General features: G+C 64.5%; 19 protein-coding genes. 10 read left to right on the top strand and 9 right to left on the bottom strand.

All coding sequences use genetic code 11. The features are described from left to right. Positions 1 to 93: 93 nt before the first annotated feature. Positions 94 to 1,638, top strand: coding sequence for a hypothetical protein (locus AC56PL_RS20460; RefSeq protein ID WP_497154991.1), 1,545 nt, complete (start codon positions 94 to 96; stop codon positions 1,636 to 1,638). Between the two features lie 12 nt (positions 1,639 to 1,650). Here the strand turns inward: AC56PL_RS20460 and AC56PL_RS20455 are convergent, their stop codons facing one another. Next, positions 1,651 to 3,447, bottom strand: a complete 1,797-nt coding sequence (locus tag AC56PL_RS20455) for a hypothetical protein (protein WP_497154990.1) — start codon at positions 3,445 to 3,447, stop codon at positions 1,651 to 1,653. Between the two features lie 151 nt (positions 3,448 to 3,598). On the opposite strand from AC56PL_RS20455, the gene AC56PL_RS20450 reads away from it, so the two are divergent. Next, complete coding sequence (locus AC56PL_RS20450; RefSeq protein ID WP_495518233.1) at positions 3,599 to 3,904, top strand: chorismate mutase; 306 nt, start codon at positions 3,599 to 3,601, stop codon at positions 3,902 to 3,904. 135 nt (positions 3,905 to 4,039) lie between these two features. Further along, a complete protein-coding gene (locus tag AC56PL_RS20445) occupies positions 4,040 to 5,431 on the top strand; it encodes a sulfatase family protein (protein WP_497154989.1) in 1,392 nt (463 codons plus the stop codon). A gap of 25 nt (positions 5,432 to 5,456) precedes the next feature. Here the strand turns inward: AC56PL_RS20445 and AC56PL_RS20440 are convergent, their stop codons facing one another. After that, positions 5,457 to 6,953 carry an MFS transporter gene (locus AC56PL_RS20440; protein WP_497154988.1) on the bottom strand — a complete coding sequence of 499 codons (1,497 nt, stop codon included), beginning with the start codon at positions 6,951 to 6,953 and terminating at the stop codon, positions 5,457 to 5,459. Between the two features lie 98 nt (positions 6,954 to 7,051). On the opposite strand from AC56PL_RS20440, the gene AC56PL_RS20435 reads away from it, so the two are divergent. From AC56PL_RS20435 to AC56PL_RS20425, 3 genes are all read left to right on the top strand, one after another. Beyond that, positions 7,052 to 7,729 carry a TetR family transcriptional regulator gene (locus AC56PL_RS20435; RefSeq protein ID WP_495518236.1) on the top strand — a complete coding sequence of 226 codons (678 nt, stop codon included), beginning with the start codon at positions 7,052 to 7,054 and terminating at the stop codon, positions 7,727 to 7,729. Between the two features lie 124 nt (positions 7,730 to 7,853). Continuing rightward, positions 7,854 to 8,072 carry a hypothetical protein gene (locus AC56PL_RS20430; protein ID WP_497154987.1) on the top strand — a complete coding sequence of 73 codons (219 nt, stop codon included), beginning with the start codon at positions 7,854 to 7,856 and terminating at the stop codon, positions 8,070 to 8,072. A gap of 177 nt (positions 8,073 to 8,249) precedes the next feature. Next, positions 8,250 to 8,981, top strand: coding sequence for a hypothetical protein (locus AC56PL_RS20425; protein WP_497154986.1), 732 nt, complete (start codon positions 8,250 to 8,252; stop codon positions 8,979 to 8,981). On the opposite strand, the gene AC56PL_RS20420 is transcribed toward AC56PL_RS20425, so the two are convergent. Next, positions 8,963 to 9,937, bottom strand: a complete 975-nt coding sequence (locus tag AC56PL_RS20420; protein ID WP_495518239.1) for an SUMF1/EgtB/PvdO family nonheme iron enzyme — start codon at positions 9,935 to 9,937, stop codon at positions 8,963 to 8,965. The two genes, AC56PL_RS20425 and AC56PL_RS20420, sit on opposite strands and share 19 nt — an antisense overlap. 133 nt (positions 9,938 to 10,070) lie before the next feature. Between AC56PL_RS20420 and pgi the strand changes: the two genes are divergently transcribed. The 3 genes from pgi to AC56PL_RS20405 all read left to right on the top strand — a co-directional run bounded on the left by pgi (position 10,071) and on the right by AC56PL_RS20405 (position 14,190). Then, on the top strand, positions 10,071 to 11,753 hold the full coding sequence (gene pgi / locus AC56PL_RS20415; protein ID WP_495518240.1) for a glucose-6-phosphate isomerase: 1,683 nt from the start codon (positions 10,071 to 10,073) through the stop codon (positions 11,751 to 11,753). Then, complete coding sequence (locus tag AC56PL_RS20410; protein WP_497154985.1) at positions 11,750 to 13,144, top strand: hypothetical protein; 1,395 nt, start codon at positions 11,750 to 11,752, stop codon at positions 13,142 to 13,144. The genes pgi and AC56PL_RS20410 overlap by 4 nt, the downstream gene beginning before the upstream one ends. A gap of 62 nt (positions 13,145 to 13,206) precedes the next feature. Beyond that, entirely contained in the window at positions 13,207 to 14,190 is a 984-nt protein-coding gene (locus AC56PL_RS20405) for a mechanosensitive ion channel domain-containing protein (protein WP_495518242.1), read from the top strand. A gap of 3 nt (positions 14,191 to 14,193) precedes the next feature. Here AC56PL_RS20405 and AC56PL_RS20400 read toward each other — a convergent pair whose 3' ends face one another. From AC56PL_RS20400 to AC56PL_RS20380, 5 genes are read right to left on the bottom strand one after another with little or no spacing between them, the layout of a single operon-like run. Then, complete coding sequence (locus tag AC56PL_RS20400; RefSeq protein ID WP_495518243.1) at positions 14,194 to 14,727, bottom strand: hypothetical protein; 534 nt, start codon at positions 14,725 to 14,727, stop codon at positions 14,194 to 14,196. Between the two features lie 53 nt (positions 14,728 to 14,780). Next, on the bottom strand, positions 14,781 to 15,785 hold the full coding sequence (locus AC56PL_RS20395; protein ID WP_497154984.1) for a pyridoxal phosphate-dependent aminotransferase: 1,005 nt from the start codon (positions 15,783 to 15,785) through the stop codon (positions 14,781 to 14,783). After that, positions 15,782 to 16,798 carry a 3-oxoacyl-[acyl-carrier-protein] synthase III C-terminal domain-containing protein gene (locus tag AC56PL_RS20390; RefSeq protein ID WP_495518245.1) on the bottom strand — a complete coding sequence of 339 codons (1,017 nt, stop codon included), beginning with the start codon at positions 16,796 to 16,798 and terminating at the stop codon, positions 15,782 to 15,784. Before AC56PL_RS20390 ends, AC56PL_RS20395 begins: the two co-directional genes overlap by 4 nt. After that, the gene (locus AC56PL_RS20385; protein WP_495518246.1) at positions 16,795 to 17,460 is read right to left on the bottom strand and encodes an SRPBCC family protein; all 666 of its coding nucleotides are present in this window, start codon (positions 17,458 to 17,460) and stop codon (positions 16,795 to 16,797) included. Before AC56PL_RS20385 ends, AC56PL_RS20390 begins: the two co-directional genes overlap by 4 nt. Continuing rightward, entirely contained in the window at positions 17,457 to 19,136 is a 1,680-nt protein-coding gene (locus AC56PL_RS20380) for a thiamine pyrophosphate-binding protein (protein WP_497154983.1), read from the bottom strand. The genes AC56PL_RS20385 and AC56PL_RS20380 overlap by 4 nt, the downstream gene beginning before the upstream one ends. A gap of 169 nt (positions 19,137 to 19,305) precedes the next feature. Here AC56PL_RS20380 and AC56PL_RS20375 point away from each other — a divergent pair, with 169 nt between their 5' ends. Further along, positions 19,306 to 20,739 (top strand): ATP-binding protein, encoded by a 1,434-nt coding sequence (locus AC56PL_RS20375; RefSeq protein WP_495518248.1) that lies wholly within the window; start codon positions 19,306 to 19,308, stop codon positions 20,737 to 20,739. Here AC56PL_RS20375 and AC56PL_RS20370 read toward each other — a convergent pair. Next, positions 20,692 to 21,363 (bottom strand): winged helix-turn-helix domain-containing protein, encoded by a 672-nt coding sequence (locus AC56PL_RS20370; protein WP_495518249.1) that lies wholly within the window; start codon positions 21,361 to 21,363, stop codon positions 20,692 to 20,694. The two genes, AC56PL_RS20375 and AC56PL_RS20370, sit on opposite strands and share 48 nt — an antisense overlap. Positions 21,364 to 21,488: the final 125 nt, after the last annotated feature.

The following is a 21,488-nucleotide window of genomic DNA, read 5'->3' as shown; positions in this document are numbered from 1 at the left end:
CATGTGGGCCACTCGGTGGCCGATGCGGGGTGGGACCCGCACCACAGCCGCCGGGGATGCAGCCGGACAACCTGATGGGTGGGGGGCACCACGTTGAAGAGCAATGCAATCCCGAAGGTCGCGTTGGGTATCGCCGTGGTGGCGTTGATCGCGGTCGTCGTGGCCATGTTCATCCCGCGTGCCGCCGACGGGGCCGCGGTGGCGCCCTCGGCGATCCTGGCCCAGAAGCAACTTTCGACGATCGCTCTGGAGTTCGCCGACCAGCACGGCGCCACGTACTCGGGCACCGTCACCTCCGGCACCGACAAGATCAACCTCGACGACGTCGAGGTGACCGCGGGCGGAGACCTGCGCGGCACGATCAAGGTCGGCGGCGAAACCGCCGACATCATCGGTGTGAACGGTCAGACGTACGCGAAGGGTTCGGCCAGCTTCTGGAAGAGCCACCTGGAAAAGCCCAAGATGAACTATGAGGCCGTCGCCAGCGACTGGGCTGCCCTGGACCCGGCAACATTCCCCGATCTGGGTCTGGTCCTGGCCCCGTCCGCACTCGGCCTGGCACTGGCCAACGACAACTCTTCGCTCGACATGAGCGTGAAGGGCCGCGCCACCGGCCTTGCCGGAACCCCCGACGAGCGCTTCACACCGGGAACACTTCCGGACATCGTCGTCGAAGAGGACGACACGATCGTCGCCGGTGGCAGCCTGCGCACCACGACTGTGGCCGAAACCGACACCCTCTCGACCGTCGCAGGCCCACTGGATCAACCGGGCGGCTCGGTCATCGAGGTCGATCTGTCCGTCGAACCCATCGGCGCCGACGAGATCGGCCGGCTCTACGACGCGATCGAGGAACAGGCCGCGACCCTCACACACATTCCGGCCCCGTACCTGACCCCGAACTTCGATGCCAGCGGTTTCCGCCTCGCGGTGTTCCCGGCCCCGTGCACCCCACCGGTCTGTGAGTACATCGTCACCTACGTCGCGACAACCCCTGGAACGAGCGCTCCGGGGTCCATCACCATCGTCGGTGACATGACCCTGACCCTCAACGACCGGCCGGTGGGCGGCACCTGCACCCGCACGGTTGTGATCCCCCTGAACGGCCGGGGCGAAACGCGGTGCCCCTTCACGGTTGCATCCGGTGAGGACGGCACCCTCAAGGGCGATGTGGCATACGTCTTCACCACGTATCTCGATCAAGACGCAACAGTCCTGACCCGGGCGCTCGCCGCCAACGAACAGGTGTCCACCGCCGAGCCGACCGGAGTCTGGACCGCGGACGGATTCAAGGGCAGTCTCGAGAGCCGGGACTACAACCAGCAGATCACCGGGATCCACTCCACCTACACCTACGTAGTCGGCGGGCAGTCATTCGACGGCCGGGCGCCGGACGGCACACTGCTCACGACGTTCGGTCCGGGCTACTCGGACAACATCGGCAGCGACGGCGCGCTGAGCAGCAGCTGGGAAGGCACCGAGGCGATACTCGCCGCCGCCGAGGCCCAGACCGGTGCCGCCGAGGACACTCCGGTCCGGTGGGTCTTCGCCGAATCCGACGCCGCCGACGCGACGCGACAAACACTCACCGACGCCGGGATCAGCGACATCGAGGTGGTCACCGTGCCTGCGGTGTGATTCGAGGCAGGTTCAGGGCACTCGAACGAGTTCACCGACACGCCCCTGCGCGAAGTGCAGGCCAAGCCCCGGCGTCAGGGGACGCACCCGGACCTGGTCTCCACCTCCGTGCAGCTGGAGGTAGACCGTGTTCAGACCCGCCTTGACCGGCGCGGTCACCGGATCACCATCGGCAAGGCCCACTTCGATCTCCCCGTCGGACGTCGCGCAGTACGGCAGCGCAACCTTCCACGACCAGACCAGGAGTGGTCCGTCGAGTTGCAGGTCGGTGGGACCGGTCACCTCCGGATCGGTGCAGTCCCCGAGACCGGCTCGGATGCCGCGAATGGGTGTGATGTCGGCGGGCGCCAACCGCCCGGAGTCGTCGAGCACCTGCAATTTGTCCGTCGGCGCATCGAATTCCGGACGGTCCGACAGCCCACCGAAGACCTTGCTGACCACGTTGTACGGCTTGACCAGCGGCAGCAGGACCAGGATCGGGACCTGATGGTCGAACATGGGGGTATTCCGGGCCTGCGCCAGCGAGGTTCGCGCGTTCGCGAGGTAGTCGCCGGTCGGATCGGTATCCCACTCCTTCGCGAACTGGTGTGTGGCGAGCAACGAACTGACGATGAACGCGCCGGTTGCCACCACTGCGGCCGGGCGCAACCACCGTCGATGGTTGCTCGCGACGTCACGTCTGCGGACCGGTGCCATCAGTGTCAACGCCATCGCGATGGTGATGAACAGTGCGCTGTCGGGCAGGTAGCGCAGAGTCTGGGCCAACTCGATGGTGGTGTGGGCGCCGGACCGGTTCCAGATGATCGGTATCTGCAGCACGACCACGTACCCGACCACCGCGGCGAGTATCCATCCCACATGGCGGCGGGTGTACAGGGCGTAGGCGGCAGCCCCCAGCACCAGTAGCCAGCCGACGACGGTCAGCGGCCAGCCGACCGATCCGAAAGGCGGACTGGGCAGCCAGCGTTCCCAGTCCCATGGCCCGCCGAGCAGTCCGGGGATGAGCCCGGCGTTGACCGACCGCCAGGTGATCTGCAGTGTCTGTGAAACGGAGTGCCCGTCGGGATCGACCGGCACCACGATCAGATACGACGTCAGCCATGCGGCGGCCATCACGCACAACCCTGTCCACAACTCCCACGCCGACCTCCAGGCCGTACGCAGCGCCTGCCCCACGGTGGCGCCGCGGCCGGATATCAGACACCACAGCACCGCCACGACCATGGCCACCGGCACGATGAGGACAGACTTCTCGAAGAATGCCAGCCCGATCACAAACGCCACCAACGCCCGTGCGATCACCATCCGCCGGTTCGCGACCCCACCCCGGCACAGGTGCACCACCTCGGTCACGACCACCGCCATCGCGATCTGCATCGGCAGCGCATTCAAGCCCGCCGACCACCACGTATATGCCGGCACGGTCAGCGGTGTGAAGAGGTAGAACGCCAGCGGAATCAGCATCGCCGGACGATTGCGTCCCGCGATCGCGATCAGCATCCTGAGCACCGCCAGGGAAGCCAGCAACTGCAGAACGACGAGGGTCACCGCCGGGACCGCCCAGTTGAGCGGCGCGAGGTCGGTGCTCAGTCCTGCGACCAGAAAGGCACCGGGCATCAGGTGCCCGTCGTGGCCGTACATGAGGTGTTCCCACGAGAATGTCGAAAGCTCAGAGGCGCGGCCGATGAGGATCAGGTCGTCCCAGTAGAAGTCGCCGCCCGCGACCAGCGCGATCCGCACCACGAGTTGAACGACGATCAGCGCCGAGGCGATCCACAGCACCGTCGCACCCCGAGATGTCGCACTCACCGGAGAGCCCGGCCGTGACGGTACGGGGCGGGGGCGTGGCGGAGACGAAGCCGAAGGCGGAGCTCGACCAGTCCATCTCAGGGCCGCTGTGGACAGATGCACAACGACCACTCTTACCAGCGTCACCACCCTGCGTGGCACACTTGGGCCCGTGACTGCTGACCAGCCGATCGACCTGTCCGGCCTTGATCTTGGGTCTGACGTGGTAGATCTCCCCGAGGACATTGATGACCTGCGCCGTGAAATCGATCGGGTCGACGCGATAATTCTCGCCGCGATCAAGCGACGGACCGCGGTGTCCAAGCGCATCGGGCAGACCCGGATGGCATCCGGAGGCACCCGCCTCGTGCACAGCCGTGAGATGAAGGTGCTCGACCGCTTCAGCGAGCTCGGCCAAGAAGGCCACACGCTCGCCATGCTGCTGCTGCGACTGGGCCGCGGACCACTCGGACGATAGAGCGGGCGCACCGCGTTCGGCCCACGCCGAGCGTAAGTGTGGTCTCCGCCGGTGCGTTGCCTGCAGGATTGGTCGACTCGGGGGACATGGATCGGGTCGCAGCGAGGTGATCCGAGCCCGATACAGGAGTGGTGAATGGCTGAGAATGTTCTGCTGATCCATTGGCATGATCTGGGTCGGCACCTGGCCTGTTACGGGGCGGACGGCGTCGAGAGTCCGACGATGGACGCGCTGGCCTCACACGGCATCCGATTCAGCAACGCCCACGCCACCGCACCGCTGTGCTCGCCTGCCCGCGGTTCGCTGTTCACCGGGCGGTATCCCCATTCAAACGGTTTGACCGGTCTGGCACACCACGGTTTCGAATACCACGACGATGTTCTGACGCTCCCCCAGGTCTTGGGCGAGAACGGCTGGTACAGCGCACTTTTCGGGATGCAGCACGAGTCGAGCGATCCAGGCCGCCTGGGGTTCGACGAATTCGACACCTCCGATTCGGAGTGCGACCACGTCGTGGAACAGTCACAGGAATGGCTGCGCACCTTCAGCGCTGACGCGCAGCGCCGGCAGCAACCGTTCTTGTTGACGGCCGGGTTCTTCGAGACCCATCGGCCCTATCCGGCCGAAGACTACGTGCATGCCGACCCGAAAAGTGTTGTTGTCCCGGCATTTCTGCCCGATGCCCGTCCCGTTCGTGAGGATCTCGCTGGGCTGCTCGGTTCGATCACCAAGGCCGACGCCGCGGTCGGGCGGCTCCTGTCCACGCTCGCCGAACTCGACCTCGACCGCACCACCTGGGTCGTGTTCATCACCGATCACGGACTGGCGTTCCCCCGCGCCAAATCGACGCTGTATTCCGAGGGCACCGGGGTCGCGCTGATCGTGCGGCCACCCACCGACCGCAACATCACGCCGTTTGTCTATGACGACCTCTTCAGTGGTGTCGACCTCACCCCGACCGTGCTGGATCTGCTGGGTGTCGAGATTCCGGAAGCGGTGGAAGGCTTTTCACACGCGGAGACGATCACCGGCACCGCTCGCGCCACGGTGCGCGACGAGGTGTTCACGGAGAAGAGCTACCACGACAACTTCGATCCGATCCGGGCGATCCGCACCGATCGGTACAGCTACATCGAGAACTACGCCGATCGCCCGGCTCTGAGTCTGCCGCTGGACATCCGGGACAGCCCGTCGGCCAGGGCCTTGGACGGTTCGCAGGATCTGCCGCGGGCGCCGCAGGAGTTGTACGACCTGCTCGCCGATCCACTCGAGTTGAACAATCTGATCGACGACCCCCTGCTCACGGATGTGGTGACCGACCTTCAGTCACGACTGCGCCGGTGGCGGAGCGACACCGGCGACGTGTTGCCTTCCGAAGCCGACGGCAACAAGATCGCCCTTGATTTCATGGCTCGCTACCGTCGCCAGCTCGACAAGATCGATGAGGAAAACGCGGAGCGGTCACTTCCGTCTCGGCGCCCGCGGGCCAGCCAGCGCGAACTCCGGGGCGAACCGACCCATCGCTGACCGGCGCGCACCGTCCGGGGCCACATCAATCCGAGATCGCCAGCTCACCCCTGGGCAGTAGCAGACCAACGGCGATGGCCGCGACGAACACCGCAACCGAGCCTGCGAGCAGCGCGATCTGCAGACCATTGACGAATGCGGTATCCGCCTGGGCGGCGATCTGACCACCGGCGTGGGCCGCTCCGGCGAAGGACTCTTTGGCCTTGTCCACCACACCATCCGGTAGCCCGGGCAGCTCGAGGTGATTGCGGTAGCCCTGTGTCAGCAGGCTGCCGAGTACTGCGATGCCCAGTGCTCCACCGACTTCCCGGGACAGATCGTTCATCGCCGAGGCCACACCCTGCTGCGCCGCGGGAAGTGCACCGGTGATCGCACTGGTCGCCGGCGTCATGGCGGTCCCCATACCGATCCCCAGCGGGATGAGACCGGCGAGCATCAACCAGTACGAGGTGCCGACACCGAGCTGCGACAGGACGAACAGGCCTGCGGACACCAGGACCAGCCCGGCAACGCACACCCGGCGGGTGCCGAACCTCTCGACGAGCTTCGGTGACACCCTTGCCGACGGCATCATCACCGCCGCCATCGGGAGCATCGAAATCGCGGACATCAGCGCCGACCCACCCCGCACGATCTGCAGATACTGCAGCACCACGAAGATGAACCCGAAGAACACGAAGAACTGCATGAAGATCGACAGGCTGCCTGCACTCAGTCCGCGATGGAGGAAGACCCGGGGATCGAGCATCGGCGCCTTCTGACGCAGTTCGAATCCGATGAACAGTGCCAGGATCACCAGGCCACCGGCGATGCCGGTCAAGGTGCGCGCCGAAAGCCAGCCCGCCTCGGGAGCCTCGATGATCGAGTACACCAGCACCACGAGGCCGGCGATCGACAGCACCGCACCACCGATGTCGAGACGGGGTGCATCGGCGTCGGCCGACTCCGGCACAACGCGCCATGCCGCGATGAGCGCGACGGCTGCCAGTGCCACGTTTAGGCCGAAAACCGAACGCCACGACCAGAATTCGAGCAGCACACCGGAACACAACAGGCCCAGGATGGCACTGCCTCCGGCCACGCCCGCCCAGATGCCGACGGCCTGCGTTCGCTTGTCCGCCGGGAAGGTCCCGGTGATGGTCGACAGTGTCGCCGGCATGACCAGCGCTGCACCTAATCCCAGGATTCCGCGGAGCACGATCAGTTCCGATGCCGAGCCGGCGGTCATCGCGACGACCGATCCGATCCCGAAGATCGCCAGTCCGGCGATGAGGGTTTTGCGTCTGCCGTAGCGGTCCCCGACCGCGCCGGCCAGTAGGAGGAACGAGGCGAAGATCAGCGAGTACGCGTCGATGATCCAGGACAGCTGCGTCTGGCCGGCGTGCGTCGCCCGGGCGATGTCCGGGAGGGCGACGTTGAGCGAGGACATGGCGGCAACAACTGCCGCCAGGGCGATGCACACCACGATCATGATGGCGCGCGTGTTGACGGGCTTCTGCATGGTGCTTGGTGTGGTCGTCATGACTTCGATCCTTCGGAGGATGACCCGGTAGAACGTTTTTTGGAGTCACGTTCAAAGCATTTAGAATCCTACTCCAAAGAATGACATATACTGGTCACGTGGGCAAGAGTGAAACAGAATCAAACAGCCGGAGGACCAGCCGGCAGCGAGAGGCAGGCGCCGCCACCCGGGCCGAGACCCGCCGACGCGTGCTGACCGCGGCTATCGAGGTGTTCACCGAAAGTGGTTATGCCGCTGCCACTGTGGCGAAGATCGCCCAACGCGCTGACGTATCGGTTCAGAGTCTCTACTCGTCATGGGGCAGCAAACGCGGTTTGCTACGCGGAATGATGGAGGCGCAGGTGATCGGCCACCATCCCGGCTCGGTCAACCCCGACGACATGCCGCTGGCCATCCTGGCGAACTTCGATCCGATCGCGGCTGCGCCCCGCGAACTGATCGCGCACATCACCCACCAGTTCCGGCTGCTCGCCGAACGTGCCGCCGTCGGCTTCAAGACCTATGCGCAGGCCGCCGCAGTCGACCCCGAGGCCGCCGACGACTGGCAATCGCTGATGGAGATCCGGCGCATGAGCATCCGCAACCTCCTGACCAATCTCGACCCGGCCGCGCTGCGGCCCGGACTGACACCCGAGGCCGCGGGAGACACGGCATGGGTGATCGCGAGCCCCCAGACGCATCAACAACTCGTCGACACGGCCGGATTCACCTACGACGAGTTCGAGGACTGGATTCGGGTGACCCTCACCCGCGCCCTGCTGCCCGACGAATCCTGACCATTGCCTGCGAAGAACCGACTTCGTCAGATCCCGGAACAATCCGGATCGCCTGGCACTCCTATCTCCGACTGCAGCAAACGAGCTGCGACCCAGCCCAATCGGCCCGGAGAAAGAGAGCGTCATGGAAACCCAGTACTTCGACACAAACGCTGACGGCGTCGTCGACACGATCGTCACCGACACCAATGGCGACGGCTACATCGACGTCTGCGAGTGGGACACGAACGCCGACGGCTTCATCGACGAGGCCGAATACGACCACAACTACGACGGCTATGTCGACGAGTACGCCTCCGACACCGACTACGACGGCTTCTACGACGTGGTGATCTCCGCCTGACCGTCCCCTGCCGCCATCACCGAGCAGATCGCCGGCACCCGACCGCGGTGTCCGGCGATCTCGCGTTGTGCCGGAATTTCGTCAGGGTGCTCATCGTCTCCTCACAGACGCCTGCCAGGTTGGGAGACGACAGTGGTGTACATCACCAGACGAACTCCGAGACGGGCAGGGTGCACTATGCCGGACAACGCCACCATCAGCGGGCTCGGGACCGACATCATCGTGTCGGTGGCCGATCCACGGCTGCTCGGCCTTGCCGTCGAACACACCGCGGCGGTGGCCGCCCGCCTCGATGCCACCGTCAACCGTGACTGCGGATCGGCCGAGATCGAAGCCGTGGATCTGGCGAACGGCCAACCCGTACTGGTCTCGTCTCTGCTCGATCAGTTGATCATCGAGGCGCTCTACTTCGCCGATCTCACCGACGACGCTTCCGGGGTTGTCCGCTGCCCGGACACCTATCCACCGATTCCCGCGTGGCATCGGGTACAGCTGGGCCGGGGAACGGTGACCGTTGCGGCAGGCGGTCGACTCGAATTGATGACGACGGCCCGCGCATTCCTCGCCGATCGGGCCGGACGGCTGCTCACCGACACCCTCGGCGGCCCGGTGACAATCCAGGTCGGCCCGGTGATCGCCTCCGCAAATGGCGCGCTCGCGCAGGTGAGAGCCGCCGACCTGCTCGCAGTCAGCGATTCGCACCAGGTGACCACGGCGTTCGACTGTGTCAGCGTCGTCGCGGACAGCGCTGCACTGGCGTTCTCGGCGGCGGTCATGGCCCACCGTCATCCCGGCGACGCGGCCGGATGGCTCCACGATCACGTCCGGTCGGCCAAACTCGAGAGCCTCCGACACACGGTGACGACGGTGGGCGCGTGGCCGGTCGCCGATCACGCACTGGTGGCCTGACCGCCTCGATCCCCGGTCAGGGGTCCATCCGCGGACGCGCCCACCGTTCGAAAGCCGGCATTGCCCATCGACGAGACCGGCGTGTTGTGTGAGCGGGCCGAGTTCCGGTAGCGGTTGCAGTAGGAGTCGTGGCAAAGGTAGGAACCGCCCCGTAGAACCCGCGAGCGGCCCCGCTGCGGCCCTTGCGGGTCATGGTGGTCCATGGCCCGGTAGTACCGGGGATCGAAACGGTCGGCGCACCACTCCCAGACGTTGCCCGCCATCTGCCACAACCCGAACCCGTTGGGCACATAGCTGCGTACCGGCGCCGTCCCGAGATAACCGTCTTCCGCAGTGTTGTCGGCGGGAAAATCGCCTTGCCAGATATTGCACAACCAACTGCCGTCGGCCGCCATCAAGTCATCACCCCAGGGATATCGGGCTCCGGCCAGGCCACCACGAGCCGCGTACTCCCACTGCGCCTCGGTGGGCAGCCGGCGGTCCGACCACTGGCAATATGCCTGCGCATCAACCCAACTGATGTGGACCGCAGGATGATCGCCCAACCCGTCCACAGTCGATGGCTGCCCGAACGGTTGTCGCCAGCTCGCACCCGCCACGGCGAGCCACCACGGCGCGCCTGCATATTGCTCGATCACGTCGCATCCCTGCGCGATCAGCAGGTGGAACACCGCGGAGAACCCCTGCTGTTCGGCGACCGTCAGATAGCCGGTCTCGCCCGCGAATTCCGCGAAGTCCGCCGTGGTGACCGGATGGGCGTCCATGGCGAACGCACCCACCGCCACCTCGTGCAAAGGCAGCTCGCCGTCGGCGGCGAACCCATCACCGGTGTGGTCGCCCATCACGAAATCACCGGCTGCGATCGCCACCTGCGGAACACGATGAACACCCGTGGCCGCGATCGCCGGTCTCGCATTGTCGTCACCCGATTCGGAAGCAGGTGTGCAGCACGTCATGGAACTCGATGCTAGGCCGCTTGATCGAGTCGGCGTGCTCGTTGCCACCCGAGATGGACCGTCTGACTAGGCTGATGGTCGAGGTACGGCAGTGAAGAAACACATTCGCACCACCGATGAAGGGGCTGTCACGATGACCAGCGTTCCGACTGAGCCAAACCGAAAGTTCGATTTGACCGGGTCACAGCCCTGGCAAGAACTGTCTGCGCATCAGCCACATGTGTACGCAATGCATCTGCGGGAGATCTTTGCCGTCGACCCCACGCGCGGAACCGATCTCACCGTCGACGTCGGAGATCTCCACATCGACTACTCCAAGCATCGGGTGCTGCGCGAAACCCTGGGCCTGTTGCTGGATCTGGCCCGCCAGACCGGGGTCACCGAGAAGCGCGACGCGATGTTCTGGGGCGAGCACATCAACACCTCTGAGGACCGCGCGGTCTTGCACACCGCACTGCGACTCCCCCGCGACGCGACCCTGAAGGTCGACGGCCAAGACGTGGTGGCCGACGTCCACGCGGTCCTGGACGCGATGGGTGAGTTCACCGACAAGCTGCGGTCCGGTGAATGGAAGGGCCACACCGGAAAGTCGATCAAAACCGTGGTGAACATCGGTATCGGTGGTTCCGACCTCGGTCCGGTGATGGTCTACAAAGCGCTGCGCCACTACGTCGACACCGACATCCGCTGCGAGTTCGTCTCCAACGTCGACCCCGCCGACCTGGTGGCCGCACTCGATGGACTCGACGCCGAGACAACGCTGTTCATCGTCGCGTCGAAGACGTTCAGCACCCTCGAGACGCTCACCAACGCCTCCGCGGCGCGGGCCTGGCTCCTCGAGAAGTTGGGTGCCGGACCCGACGCCGTCGCCAAACACTTTGTCGCGGTGAGCACCAACGCCGAGAAGGTCTCCGAGTTCGGGATCGATACCGCCAACATGTTCGGCTTCTGGGACTGGGTGGGCGGTCGGTATTCGGTGGATTCGGCCATCGGTCTGTCGGTGATGGCGGCGATCGGCAAAGAGTCCTTCGCCGAGTTCCTCCACGGATTCAACATCGTCGATCACCACTTCCTCACCGCGCCACTGCATCAGAACGCTCCGGTACTCCTGGGCCTGATCGGGTTGTGGTACTCCAACTTCTGGGACACCGCATCGCGTGCTGTCCTGCCGTACTCGAACGACCTGTCGCGTTTCCCCGCCTATCTGCAGCAGTTGACGATGGAGTCGAACGGCAAGTCGGTCGACATCGAGGGCCACCACGTCACCACCGACACCGGTGAGATCTTCTGGGGTGAGCCGGGTACCAACGGGCAGCACGCCTTCTATCAGCTGCTGCACCAGGGCACCCGGATGATCCCGGCCGACTTCATCGGTTTTGCCGAACCCACCGACGATCTACCGACAGCCGACGGCACCGGCAGCATGCACGATTTGTTGATGAGCAACTTCTTTGCGCAGACCAAGGTGCTGGCATTCGGCAAAACCGCGGACGAGGTCGCGGCAGAGGGCGTCGACCCACATGTGGTCGCGCACAAGGTGATGCCGGGCAACCGGCCGTCGACGTCGATCCTGGCACCCAAGCTCACCCCGTCGGTTGTCGGCCAGTTGATCGCACTGTACGAACATCAGGTATTCGTCGAAGGCGCGATCTGGGGCATCAACAGCTTCGATCAGTGGGGTGTCGAACTGGGGAAGACCCAGGCCTCCGAGTTGCTGAAGGTGATCACCGAAGCCGATTCGCCACAGGCTCAGGATGATTCGTCCACCGATTCGCTGCTGCGCTGGTATCGGACTCATCGCGGCCGACAGGCATGAAGCGCAGGGGAAGGCCCATCGGTACCGCCCGCGCACGACGGGCGGGCGTCAGGAGCGAGCGACTCGGTGTCCGGAGCGAGCGACTCGGGGTATCAGATGACATCTTCTGGCGGACCCATCAGGGCATGGGCCTTCCCCTCTACATGCAAGGACTGTGGCGATTCGACACGGTTGTCACCGCCGCCGATCTCGAGCCTGCCCATCGCGCGTTGGCGATGGGACCGCTGACCCGCAGAGTGGTCCGTCCCCGGATCTGGCCTGCCCGCAACGTCTTTGCATCCGATGCCACCGTGGCACCGGTCCACGAAGAGTCGCGGTCGCTGGCTCCGGGAACCATCACCGCCTGGGCGGACGAACGTGGCAACACCGACCTCGACATCGGTTCGGGTCCGGTGTGGGAGTTGTCGGTGGCCCGGCTCGAGCAGGGCGGCAGTGTGGTCTCGCTGGTCTGCTCGCATGTAGTCGCCGACGCCAGGGCGCTGTTGACTGCCGCCGGGATTGCTGCAGGCGAAAAGCTCACGGCAGGAGAGCTTCCCGAGTTGCCCCACTCCCCCTCACCCACGCTCGCCGACGACCTCCGGGACGCGGCGTCGCAGCTTCGAATCGTGATCGGCGGGGTCGCTCGGAGTCTGTGGAAGGGCTGCCGCGATCGCGAGCAGCGCGCCGAGCTGTTCGCTGCGGCCAAACGCTCTCCGACCGGACCTTCCAAAGCCTCCGGAACCCCGCAGTGGCGGGAACCGACCGCCATCTTCTCGGTGGACGCCGAGGCCTGGACAACTGCTGCCGCAGCGCATGGCGGCACATCGAACACTCTGTTCACGTCTTTGATCGGTGAACTCGTACTGCAGATCCGGGGTTTCGGGCCCATCGAACTCTCACTTCCGGTTGCCCAAGGCGGCGACGAGGCAAACTCTTTGACCACCGCCTCGATCGGCATCACCTCGATCGACGAATGTCAGGATCTGCCGTTGCTGCGGCGGCGGGCACGTGCAGGCTATGCCGCGGCTGGTGATGGCTCCGGGCTGGGACCGCCTGCAGGTATGCCTGCCGAGCTCTTGCAGGTCATCGGGCACCGCGCCGCGCATGCCCTCGTCCCCGACCCGGGTTCGCGAGATGGCCTGGCTTCCAACCTCGGTGAACTCGACGGCATCCTGTCGATGCTCGCCGGTCATCGTGGCCGGGTGATCGCTGCCCGCTCGGTGCATCCGAGGCTCTGCGCCCAGGCCACGCAGATGACGCGGACCTCCGTTGCCGGTTGGGCCGCGCTGTCCGGCGGAGTGATGACCATCGCCCTTGCGATCCCGGACCCGGCAGTTGCAACCAGCGAAGATCTACATGAATTGATCAACAAAGCTCTCGGACACTGGGAACTGTCCGCCACCCATTGGTAGCCGACCACGGGGTTTGCATCACAGCGGTGGACAGCTGACACAAAGTACGTACGGTCGAGAGAATGACTGCCCAACCCCTGAGCACTCTGGCGAACTCCACCACCGCGTTCGAATGGACTGAGACGAACCGTCTTTGGCTCATCGAGAACCCGATCCGGATTGTGATCTATATCGCTGTCGGACTGGTTGCCCGGTACGTCGTGCACCGACTGATCAATCGGGCCACGCGGCGTCCATCGGCGGATTCGGGCAATGCTCGCGCACAGCCGGCACTGTTACGACACCTGCGGGAACGGACACCCAAGTCGCTGCGCGACCCCAAAGTGGCCCAGCGCCGTCAGCAGCGCGCCGAGACCATCGGATCGGTCCTCAAGTCGACAGCCTCGATCCTGATCCTGGTCTGGGTGGTGTTGACCTGCCTGAGCGTTCTGCAGGTCAACATCGCGCCGTTCCTGGCCTCCGCCGGGCTGGTCGGCCTCGCCGTCGGTTTCGGTGCCCAGAACTTGGTGAAAGACTTCGTATCCGGCGTGTTCATGCTGCTCGAAGACCAATACGGCGTCGGTGACGTCGTCGACCTCGGTGAGGCGATCGGCGAGGTCGAATCGGTCGGTCTGCGGGTCACCACCATTCGTGACATCGACGGAACGCTCTGGTACGTCCGCAACGGCGAGATCATCCGTGTCGGCAACATGAGCCAGGACTACGCCGTGGCACGGATCGAGATCCCGGTGGCCCACAACGTCGACCTCGAGCGTGCGCAGGAAGTCGCCCTCGAAGCAGCGCGGCAGGTGGTGGCCGACGACGCGGTTGCCGATGACGTCCTCGGACCTCCCGAAATGCTGGGTGTTCAGGACATCTCGGCCGACATGGTCACCCTGCGCATCCTGCTCAAGACCCGGCCGAACGCCCAGTGGTCGCTGCAGCGACGAATCCGAAAGGAGATCTTGGCAGCGTACGAGGCCAACAACATTCGGCTGCCCTACCCCAGTGGCAGGGAGTTCGGTCCTTCCGCGATGGCGAGCGGCGGAGCGCAAACCGGCGAATAGGCCTCAGTTCCAGCGCGCCTCGTCGTACAGCTCGTCCGGGATCGGATCGCCGGGTTCGACACCGAGCACTTCGAGACGGCCCATGATCACGGCGGCCAACGCCACGTGGGTCACGATGTCGCGAGGTTCACTGACCCGCACATCCGACGCACCCCCGATGAACTCGAGTTCGAGTGTGGGCGCGCAGGTTCCCATCGGAAGTTCCTTGTGGCCGGTCTCGGCGAGCCAGGCCTCGAATCCCGCGCCGTCCACGGCTTCGACGATGTCACCGTTGTCGACGGCCGCCATCACCTCCGACAGCGTCGCCAGTTCTCCGCTCTCGCCGGTCGACGGATCAAAGCCGAACACCTGCTGCGGATCGACACCGGGTTCGTCGTCGAGGGTGAAGTACAGGATGCCGCGCCAATCGCCTGCGTAGCAGGTGATGTCCTCACGTCCGAAGATGTCGGACAGCAGGTCACTCATCCTGACCTGCATGTCGTATCCGTACAACTGGAACGCACCGCGTCCGTGGACCTCGCCATCATCTTTTGCCATGCGTGCCAGCCTACTTCTTCTGTGACAGCGTTCAGATCACAAACGCCCGCGCATCACGCACTGACCGACTGCTCCTCGATCAGCGCCGCGACGACCGAATCCGTCGCGGCCCGGTCACCGACGGTGATCCGCACACCTCGCAGCGCACCGGGAACCGCACACACCTTCGCCGCGACACCACCGCACCGCAGGTCGGCGGCCAGGTCCTGCGGTCGCTCCGATGGCACGAACACATGGTTCGCCTGGCTCGGCAGACTCGTGATCCCGATATCGGTCAGGTTCGCCTGCAAACGAATTCGTTCCTCGCGGACGGACCGGACCCGTTGCCGGAGCGCATCAGTGGCGGCCAGCGCCGCGGGCACGGCAAGTGCGGCCGCGGACCCGACGGCGAACGGCACTTCGAAACGGCGCACCTTCGTGATGAGCTGGGCACTGCCGACCGCATAGCCGACCCGCAGGGCAGCGAGTCCGTGTGCCTTGGAAAAGGTGCGCAGCACGATGACATTCGGATGATGGAGTAGCAGTAGGTGCAGATCCGGCGTGTAATCGGCGAACTCGAAGTAGGCCTGATCAAGGATCACCACAACATCTTTCGGCACCCGACGCAGGAAGGCGTGCAGGGCGGGCTCATCGATGACCGATCCGGTGGGGTTGTGGGGTGAGCACAGCACCACCACCTGGGTCTGCGGCCTGATCGCTGCCGCCATGGCCCGCAGGTCTGTGCCGCCATCGGCGCGCAGCGGTACCGCGTCTACATGCACCCCGGTCAGGTCCGCCAGGATCGGATAGCCGTCAAAGGTTGGTGTCGCGGACACCATCCGCCCACCTGGCGGGCAAAATGCCTGCAGCACTTGATAAGCCAATCCGGTGGCGCCGGCTCCGATACTGACCCAGTCGCCGGGAACCCCGAGATGGTCAGCGACCTGCGAACGCAGGGTGTCCGGGATGAACTCGGGATATCGGTTGGCGCTGTTGACACACTCGTGCAGGGCTGCGGCCACGCTGGGCAGTGGTGGATACGGACTTTCGTTGAGGTTCAGCGGGATCAGTGCAGTCATCGCCCACCCCATCGGATCGCTGTGGCGCCCGCGTAGTCGCCGGCATGGGCGAATGCTGCCATCAGCACGATGTCGCCGGGCCGGATCCGGCCGTCTGTGATCGCGGTGTCCAGGGTCAGCGGCACCCCGACACCGAACAGATTGCCGCACTCGTCGAAGGTGTCCGGATGACGTTCCGCAGGCAGTTCCAGGGCATCGCGCCAGTTACGCAGGAAGATCCGGTTGGGCTGATTGGTGACGAACCAGTCGATGTCTCTGGTCGCGACACCGATCTTGTCGGCCACATCGTAGGCGACCTCCGGGACCAGCCGATTGCCGCGCGCCAGCACCTTGGCGATCTTGGTCTCGGTGAATCCGATATGGACCTGACCCGGGCCTGCCTCCCAGTACTTGCGTTGCGGATAGGCCACCGACGTCATGTCGCCCGCGTACTCGCCGTACGAGCGGCAGGTGGTGGCCAGGATCGGAGAGGCATCGCTCATCTCGAGGAGTGCCACGCTCGAACCGTCACCGGGTATCGACGCCTGTGGTTTGCCGCGTACCTGATCCTGCACGAATACCTGGCCCGCGCTGTTCTGGGCATTGGCTATCAACGCTTTTCGTGCCCCCGAGGCGATCATCAGTTGCTGCGCCATCTTCATCATGTGCATGAATGATGCGCATCCGCCGTTGTGGACGTCGATCACCCATTCCGGTTTGATGCCGAGTCGGTGCGAGACCTCACCGCCACACCCCACCACCGGCAGTTCCGGTAGCTGACTGTGCGTGATGAGGATGTCGACGTCGTCGAGGACCTCGGAGCCGTGCCGGTCCAGCAGGCCGGCCATCGCGCGTTCGATCATCTCGGCCGAGGTCTCATCCGGTGCCGCATGATGCCGATACGCCGGTGCCCGGAACATGAGATTGTCTGCCAGATCATCGGATTCGGCATACTGCGCGAAATAGGCTGCCGGGACGCGGTTCTCGGGCAGGTAACTGGCAACGTCAACCAGGGAGATCGTCGGAGAATTCATCGGCTCATCCATTCCGGCTTGATCGGCAGTCCGTGATGGCTGCGGTATTCGGCGATCGCTTTGAGGTTGTCCATCTCGAGTTGGTGTCCGGCGGAGAACATGTCCCAGAAGTCACCCACCCAGACCGGACGCTCCGGTGGGGCCGTCTCCGGATAGGGGTTGTTGTCGTAGAACGGGTGTTTGCAGTTGTTCCACAACACCACCGACCCCGGCTTGTTCAGCACCACCTGCGCGTCGACCACCCGCATCAGGTAGATCATCCACAGGTGTTCCCCCTGGTCCCAGGCACAGTGATAGTCGACGGTCATGGCGTCGGCGTTGGAGACGGTGCGGGTGAAGCACTTGGTGTCCTCGCCGAGGCGGTCTTTCGAGATCCACAGGCCCGGTTCGTCGGTGGGCGTGAAGCCACGCAGACTGTAGGTCCACTCTTCCAGCGATCTGGTATCGGACAGCCAGTCGAACAGGTCGCGTGGCGGTGCGTCGACATAGGCCTGAACCGGGCAGAACTCACCGAACACCTGATCATGCGGGTACACCGACCTGAGCATGTCCAGGATGATCGGGGTGGCCTTCTTCCGGTCGTGGGTCTCTATCCGGTGCAGGCCAGGTAGGTCGTCGGCACTGTGTCCGAGATCTTCGAGCGCGGGCAGGGTGACGGTCATCGGTTCTCCTCGAGAGTCGTACGGGCGGCAAGAAATGGGGCAAAAGGCGGAAGTTCGTCCGGATCGGTCTGCACCACAAGACAATGCGGACCGTCTCCGTCGAAGGCGGCGTCGGCAACGGCGAGCAGATCGGTGCGCGACCGGGCGCCACTGACGTTCAACGAGGGGAACATCATCGAGAGTCCGGCCTCGAAATCGGTGGGACGGAATCGGTTGATGCTCGGGGTACCCGGGAAGAAGAGCTGTTCCCTTGTCACACACATGCCGTGGGCATCGTTGTTGAACAGGACCACGGTCAGCGGCAACCGGTGTTCGATCGCGGTGTGGATCTCCATGCCGTGCATGAAGAATGCGCCGTCCCCGGCGAGGACCACCGAACGGCGGCCGGTGACCATCGCGGCGCCGATCGCCGCGCCGAAGGCATAGCCCATGCCACCCATGCCCAGCGCGACGACAAATCGTCCGTGGCCGCCAACCGGCAGGTGATGGATGGCTGCCGCCCCGACGTTGCCGGCATCGGCAAAGATGTTGGAATCCTCCGGTATACGGTCTCCAATGGTCTGAATGACCTGTATAGAGGTGAGCGAGTCGGTGTCCCCCGGCAGCACTCGCGCCGGGGTCGGCAAAGCCTCGATGCCGGGCACGATCTTCCTCGATACCGCGCGTGCGATGTCGATGTTCTTCGTGATCACCTGAATCGCCCACCGCAGATCTGTGATCCGGACATGGGTGTCCACATCGATACTCGGTGATTCGGCACCGAGGTGGATGACGATGGTGTCGCCGGTGTCCAGGCCCGCGCGGTCGGTCAGGCTCAACCGGCTTCCCAACACGAGCAAGACAGCGGATCTCGCGACCGCGGACGCTGCCGACGGGTGCCCCATCACGCCGGTCAAACCCACCGTCGGCACGCCTGGTTCCAGGACGTCCCGACCACCGGGCGTGGCAGCAAGGACTCCCTCCGTCGCTGCGACCAGGTCGGCCAGATCGTCTCCGATCTGTTGCCGAGATGCCTCCTCACCTGCCAGGACAGTCACGGCGCCGCGCGCTTCGGACAGCGTCGCGGCCACCTCCTCCAGTTCCGCGATCGGGGCAACAGTGCGGTCGCGAACACATCGAAGCCTGGGCCGGTCGACGACCAGAGAACTCTGAACATCCTTCGGGATGATCAGTGCGACCGGCAGATTGGCCGCGAGTGTTTCTTCGGCCGAATTGAGAGCGGCATGGATCTGCTGTGGCGCATCGATTTTCAGACACAATCCGGTCACGGCCGAGAAGATCGCCCTGGCGTCGATGGTCTCGGGCGGACTGAGCATGTCCTGGAATCCGCCATGGCCCTCCAGCACCGTGGGAGCCGAGCCGATCAGCGCCAGCACCGGCACCCGACTGTCGTAGGCCTCTGCCAACGCGGCAACCACATTCATGGCACCGCCGCCGGAGGTGGTCATCACCGCCGCCGGTTTCCCGGTTATCCGTGCAGCACCGTCAGCCATTGTTCCCGCCGAGAACTCATGTTTTGCCACAACGGGTTTCATGTCCGAATCGGCCAGTGCCGCCGCATACAGGTCTTCGATGTTGGCACCATGTACGCCGAATATCCGATCGACACCGATGACACCGAGCCTTCGGATGATCACGTCGGCAACCGTTGCCTTCGCGGGCTTGAGATCTGTCATGAGGTAACCCTGCGCCCGTCGGCCTGAAAGGCTCCTGAAAGCGTCCCCTGGTATCTACCGAACGACCGACATACTCTTGAAACAGCCCGCAGCAACAGTTCGAAAGGCGGAGCCGATGGCCAGGACATGCAGTGTCCGCGCGATGTTCCGCCGCAATCAGGGAGTGCGCGTGCGCTCCACGATTGTGGCGACGTGCATCGTTGCCATCGCGATGTTCGTCGGTGCAGTGATCATGCTGTACATGTTGCAGCGGTACCAGGACCGCGAGATGTACGAATCCACCGGCACCCGGTCGTACGACATCGCAGATCAGATCAACGAGGGCGGTTTGCCCTCCGTGGATCCTGACCTCCTCTCCGCGACAACAGGTATCGACATCATTCAGGTTGTCGACCAGAACGGTGTCGTGGTGGCGACCAGCCCAGGTGCCACCCAGGAACCGATCTCGACGGTGACCCCGGGATGGTGGAACACCCAGCGGATCGACAACGTCGACATACCCGGCCGATCCGGCACGTACTGCGGGCAGATCACCGGTGCCCGGTTTGACGGGATCGACTACAGCGTCATCACGGTGGTCTCCACACAGGCATATGCGTCGGCTCTACTGAGTACCGCGGCCATCCTGGCCGTCGAATTCCCGATCGTGATCCTGATCGCGGGAGCGGCCATCTATTTCTTCGTCGGTCGCGCCCTGGCCCCGGTCGCCCGCATCACCAAGCAGGTTTCGGCGATCACCAGTTCTGACCTGAGCCGCCGCGTTCCGGTTCCCTCGACCGACGACGAGGTGACCACGTTGGCGGTCACCATGAACACCATGCTCGACCGCCTCGAAAAGAGCCGGGCCAGCCAGCTCGAGTTCGTCGGGGACGCCTCTCATGAGTTGCGCTCGCCGCTGACCACCCTGGTCGGCATCCTCGACCTGGCCGACGACACCGATTCACCGATCGATGTCGAGACGGTACGAACGATCCTGTTGCCCGAAGCCCAGCGGATGAACACCATGGTGGCCGACCTGCTGCTGCTCGCCCGCGCCGACGAACGCGGCATCCCGCTGACCGTCGACGAGGTGGACCTCGACGACATCGTCGGTTCAGAAGTCCAACGACTCCGGTCGCTCGGTCTGGCAAAGGTGATCGCCGACGTGACGCCGATCCGGGTCATCGGCGACGCGGGCAAATTGCAACGGGCGATCCGCAATCTCACCGACAACGCCGCCCACTACGCAACGTCGACGATCACCATCAGAATGCGCAAGGACACAGATCAATCCACCGCGATCATCGAGGTCAGCGATGATGGACCCGGTGTCCCGAAAGCGGTTCAGGACAAGATCTTCGACCGATTTTACCGACACGAACTCGATCGTGGCCGCCACCAGGTCGGGTCGGGTCTGGGACTACCGATCGCGATGGAGATCGCCCGTGCACACGGCGGGACCATCACGGTCAGCGAGGCCCCGGGAGGTGGGGCCTGCTTCACGATGACCATCAGAACCGAGACAACGGTGCCGCCTGCGGACGAACCTGCCCACGGTGCCGACCATCCCGATGCACTAGCCGTCGGCCAGACAGTAACCGGCACCCCGGATCGTCTGAATTGAGTTGGCACCGAACGGGATATCGATCCGTTTTCGGAGATATCGAATGTACACCTCGACGATATTCACATCGCCGTCGTAGTTCTCATCCCAGATCGCCTGCATGATCTCGGTTTTGGTGACAACCCGCCCCTTGTTGCGCATCAAGAATTCGAGAACCGAGTACTCCCGGGGGGTCAATTTGATCGGAGTGTCATCGCGGTGTACGCCATGATCGGACGGGTTCAGACGCAGCGAGCCCGCGGACAACACCGCGGGTCTTTCCCGGACGCCACGTCGCAACAGTGCTCGCAATCGAGCCTTGAGGACAACCACGGAGAACGGCTTGACCAGATAGTCGTCGGCCCCGTAGTCGAGCGCCTCGGCCTGGTCGTACTCGCCATCCTTCGCCGAGAGCATCAGAACGGGGGTCCATACTCCTCCGCCGCGCAACTTTTTTATGACCTGATAGCCATTCAGCTTCGGAAGCATGATGTCGAGCACGATCACATCGAAGGCATGCTCGGTGCCTTGCCACAACCCCTCGGCGCCGTCCCGCGCGATGACCACACTCCAGCCGTCGCTGACCAGCATCCGCCGGACGGTCTCGGCCGCGCGAACGTCATCCTCGACCACGAGAACACGCACTATCGGGCCTCCTCCGGGCTGACCTACGCCGGTTCCAGCGTACTTGGGCCGGACCTTGACGACCGGATCATCGAACCCCCTTACCGATTGGCATCGGCAGATACGGCAACCCACCACATCGAAGG

The organism is Williamsia sp. Y721, assembly GCF_059683565.1.
The sequence above is the reverse complement of the archived record's forward strand: the minus strand, read 5'-3'. Positions and strand labels throughout refer to the sequence as shown.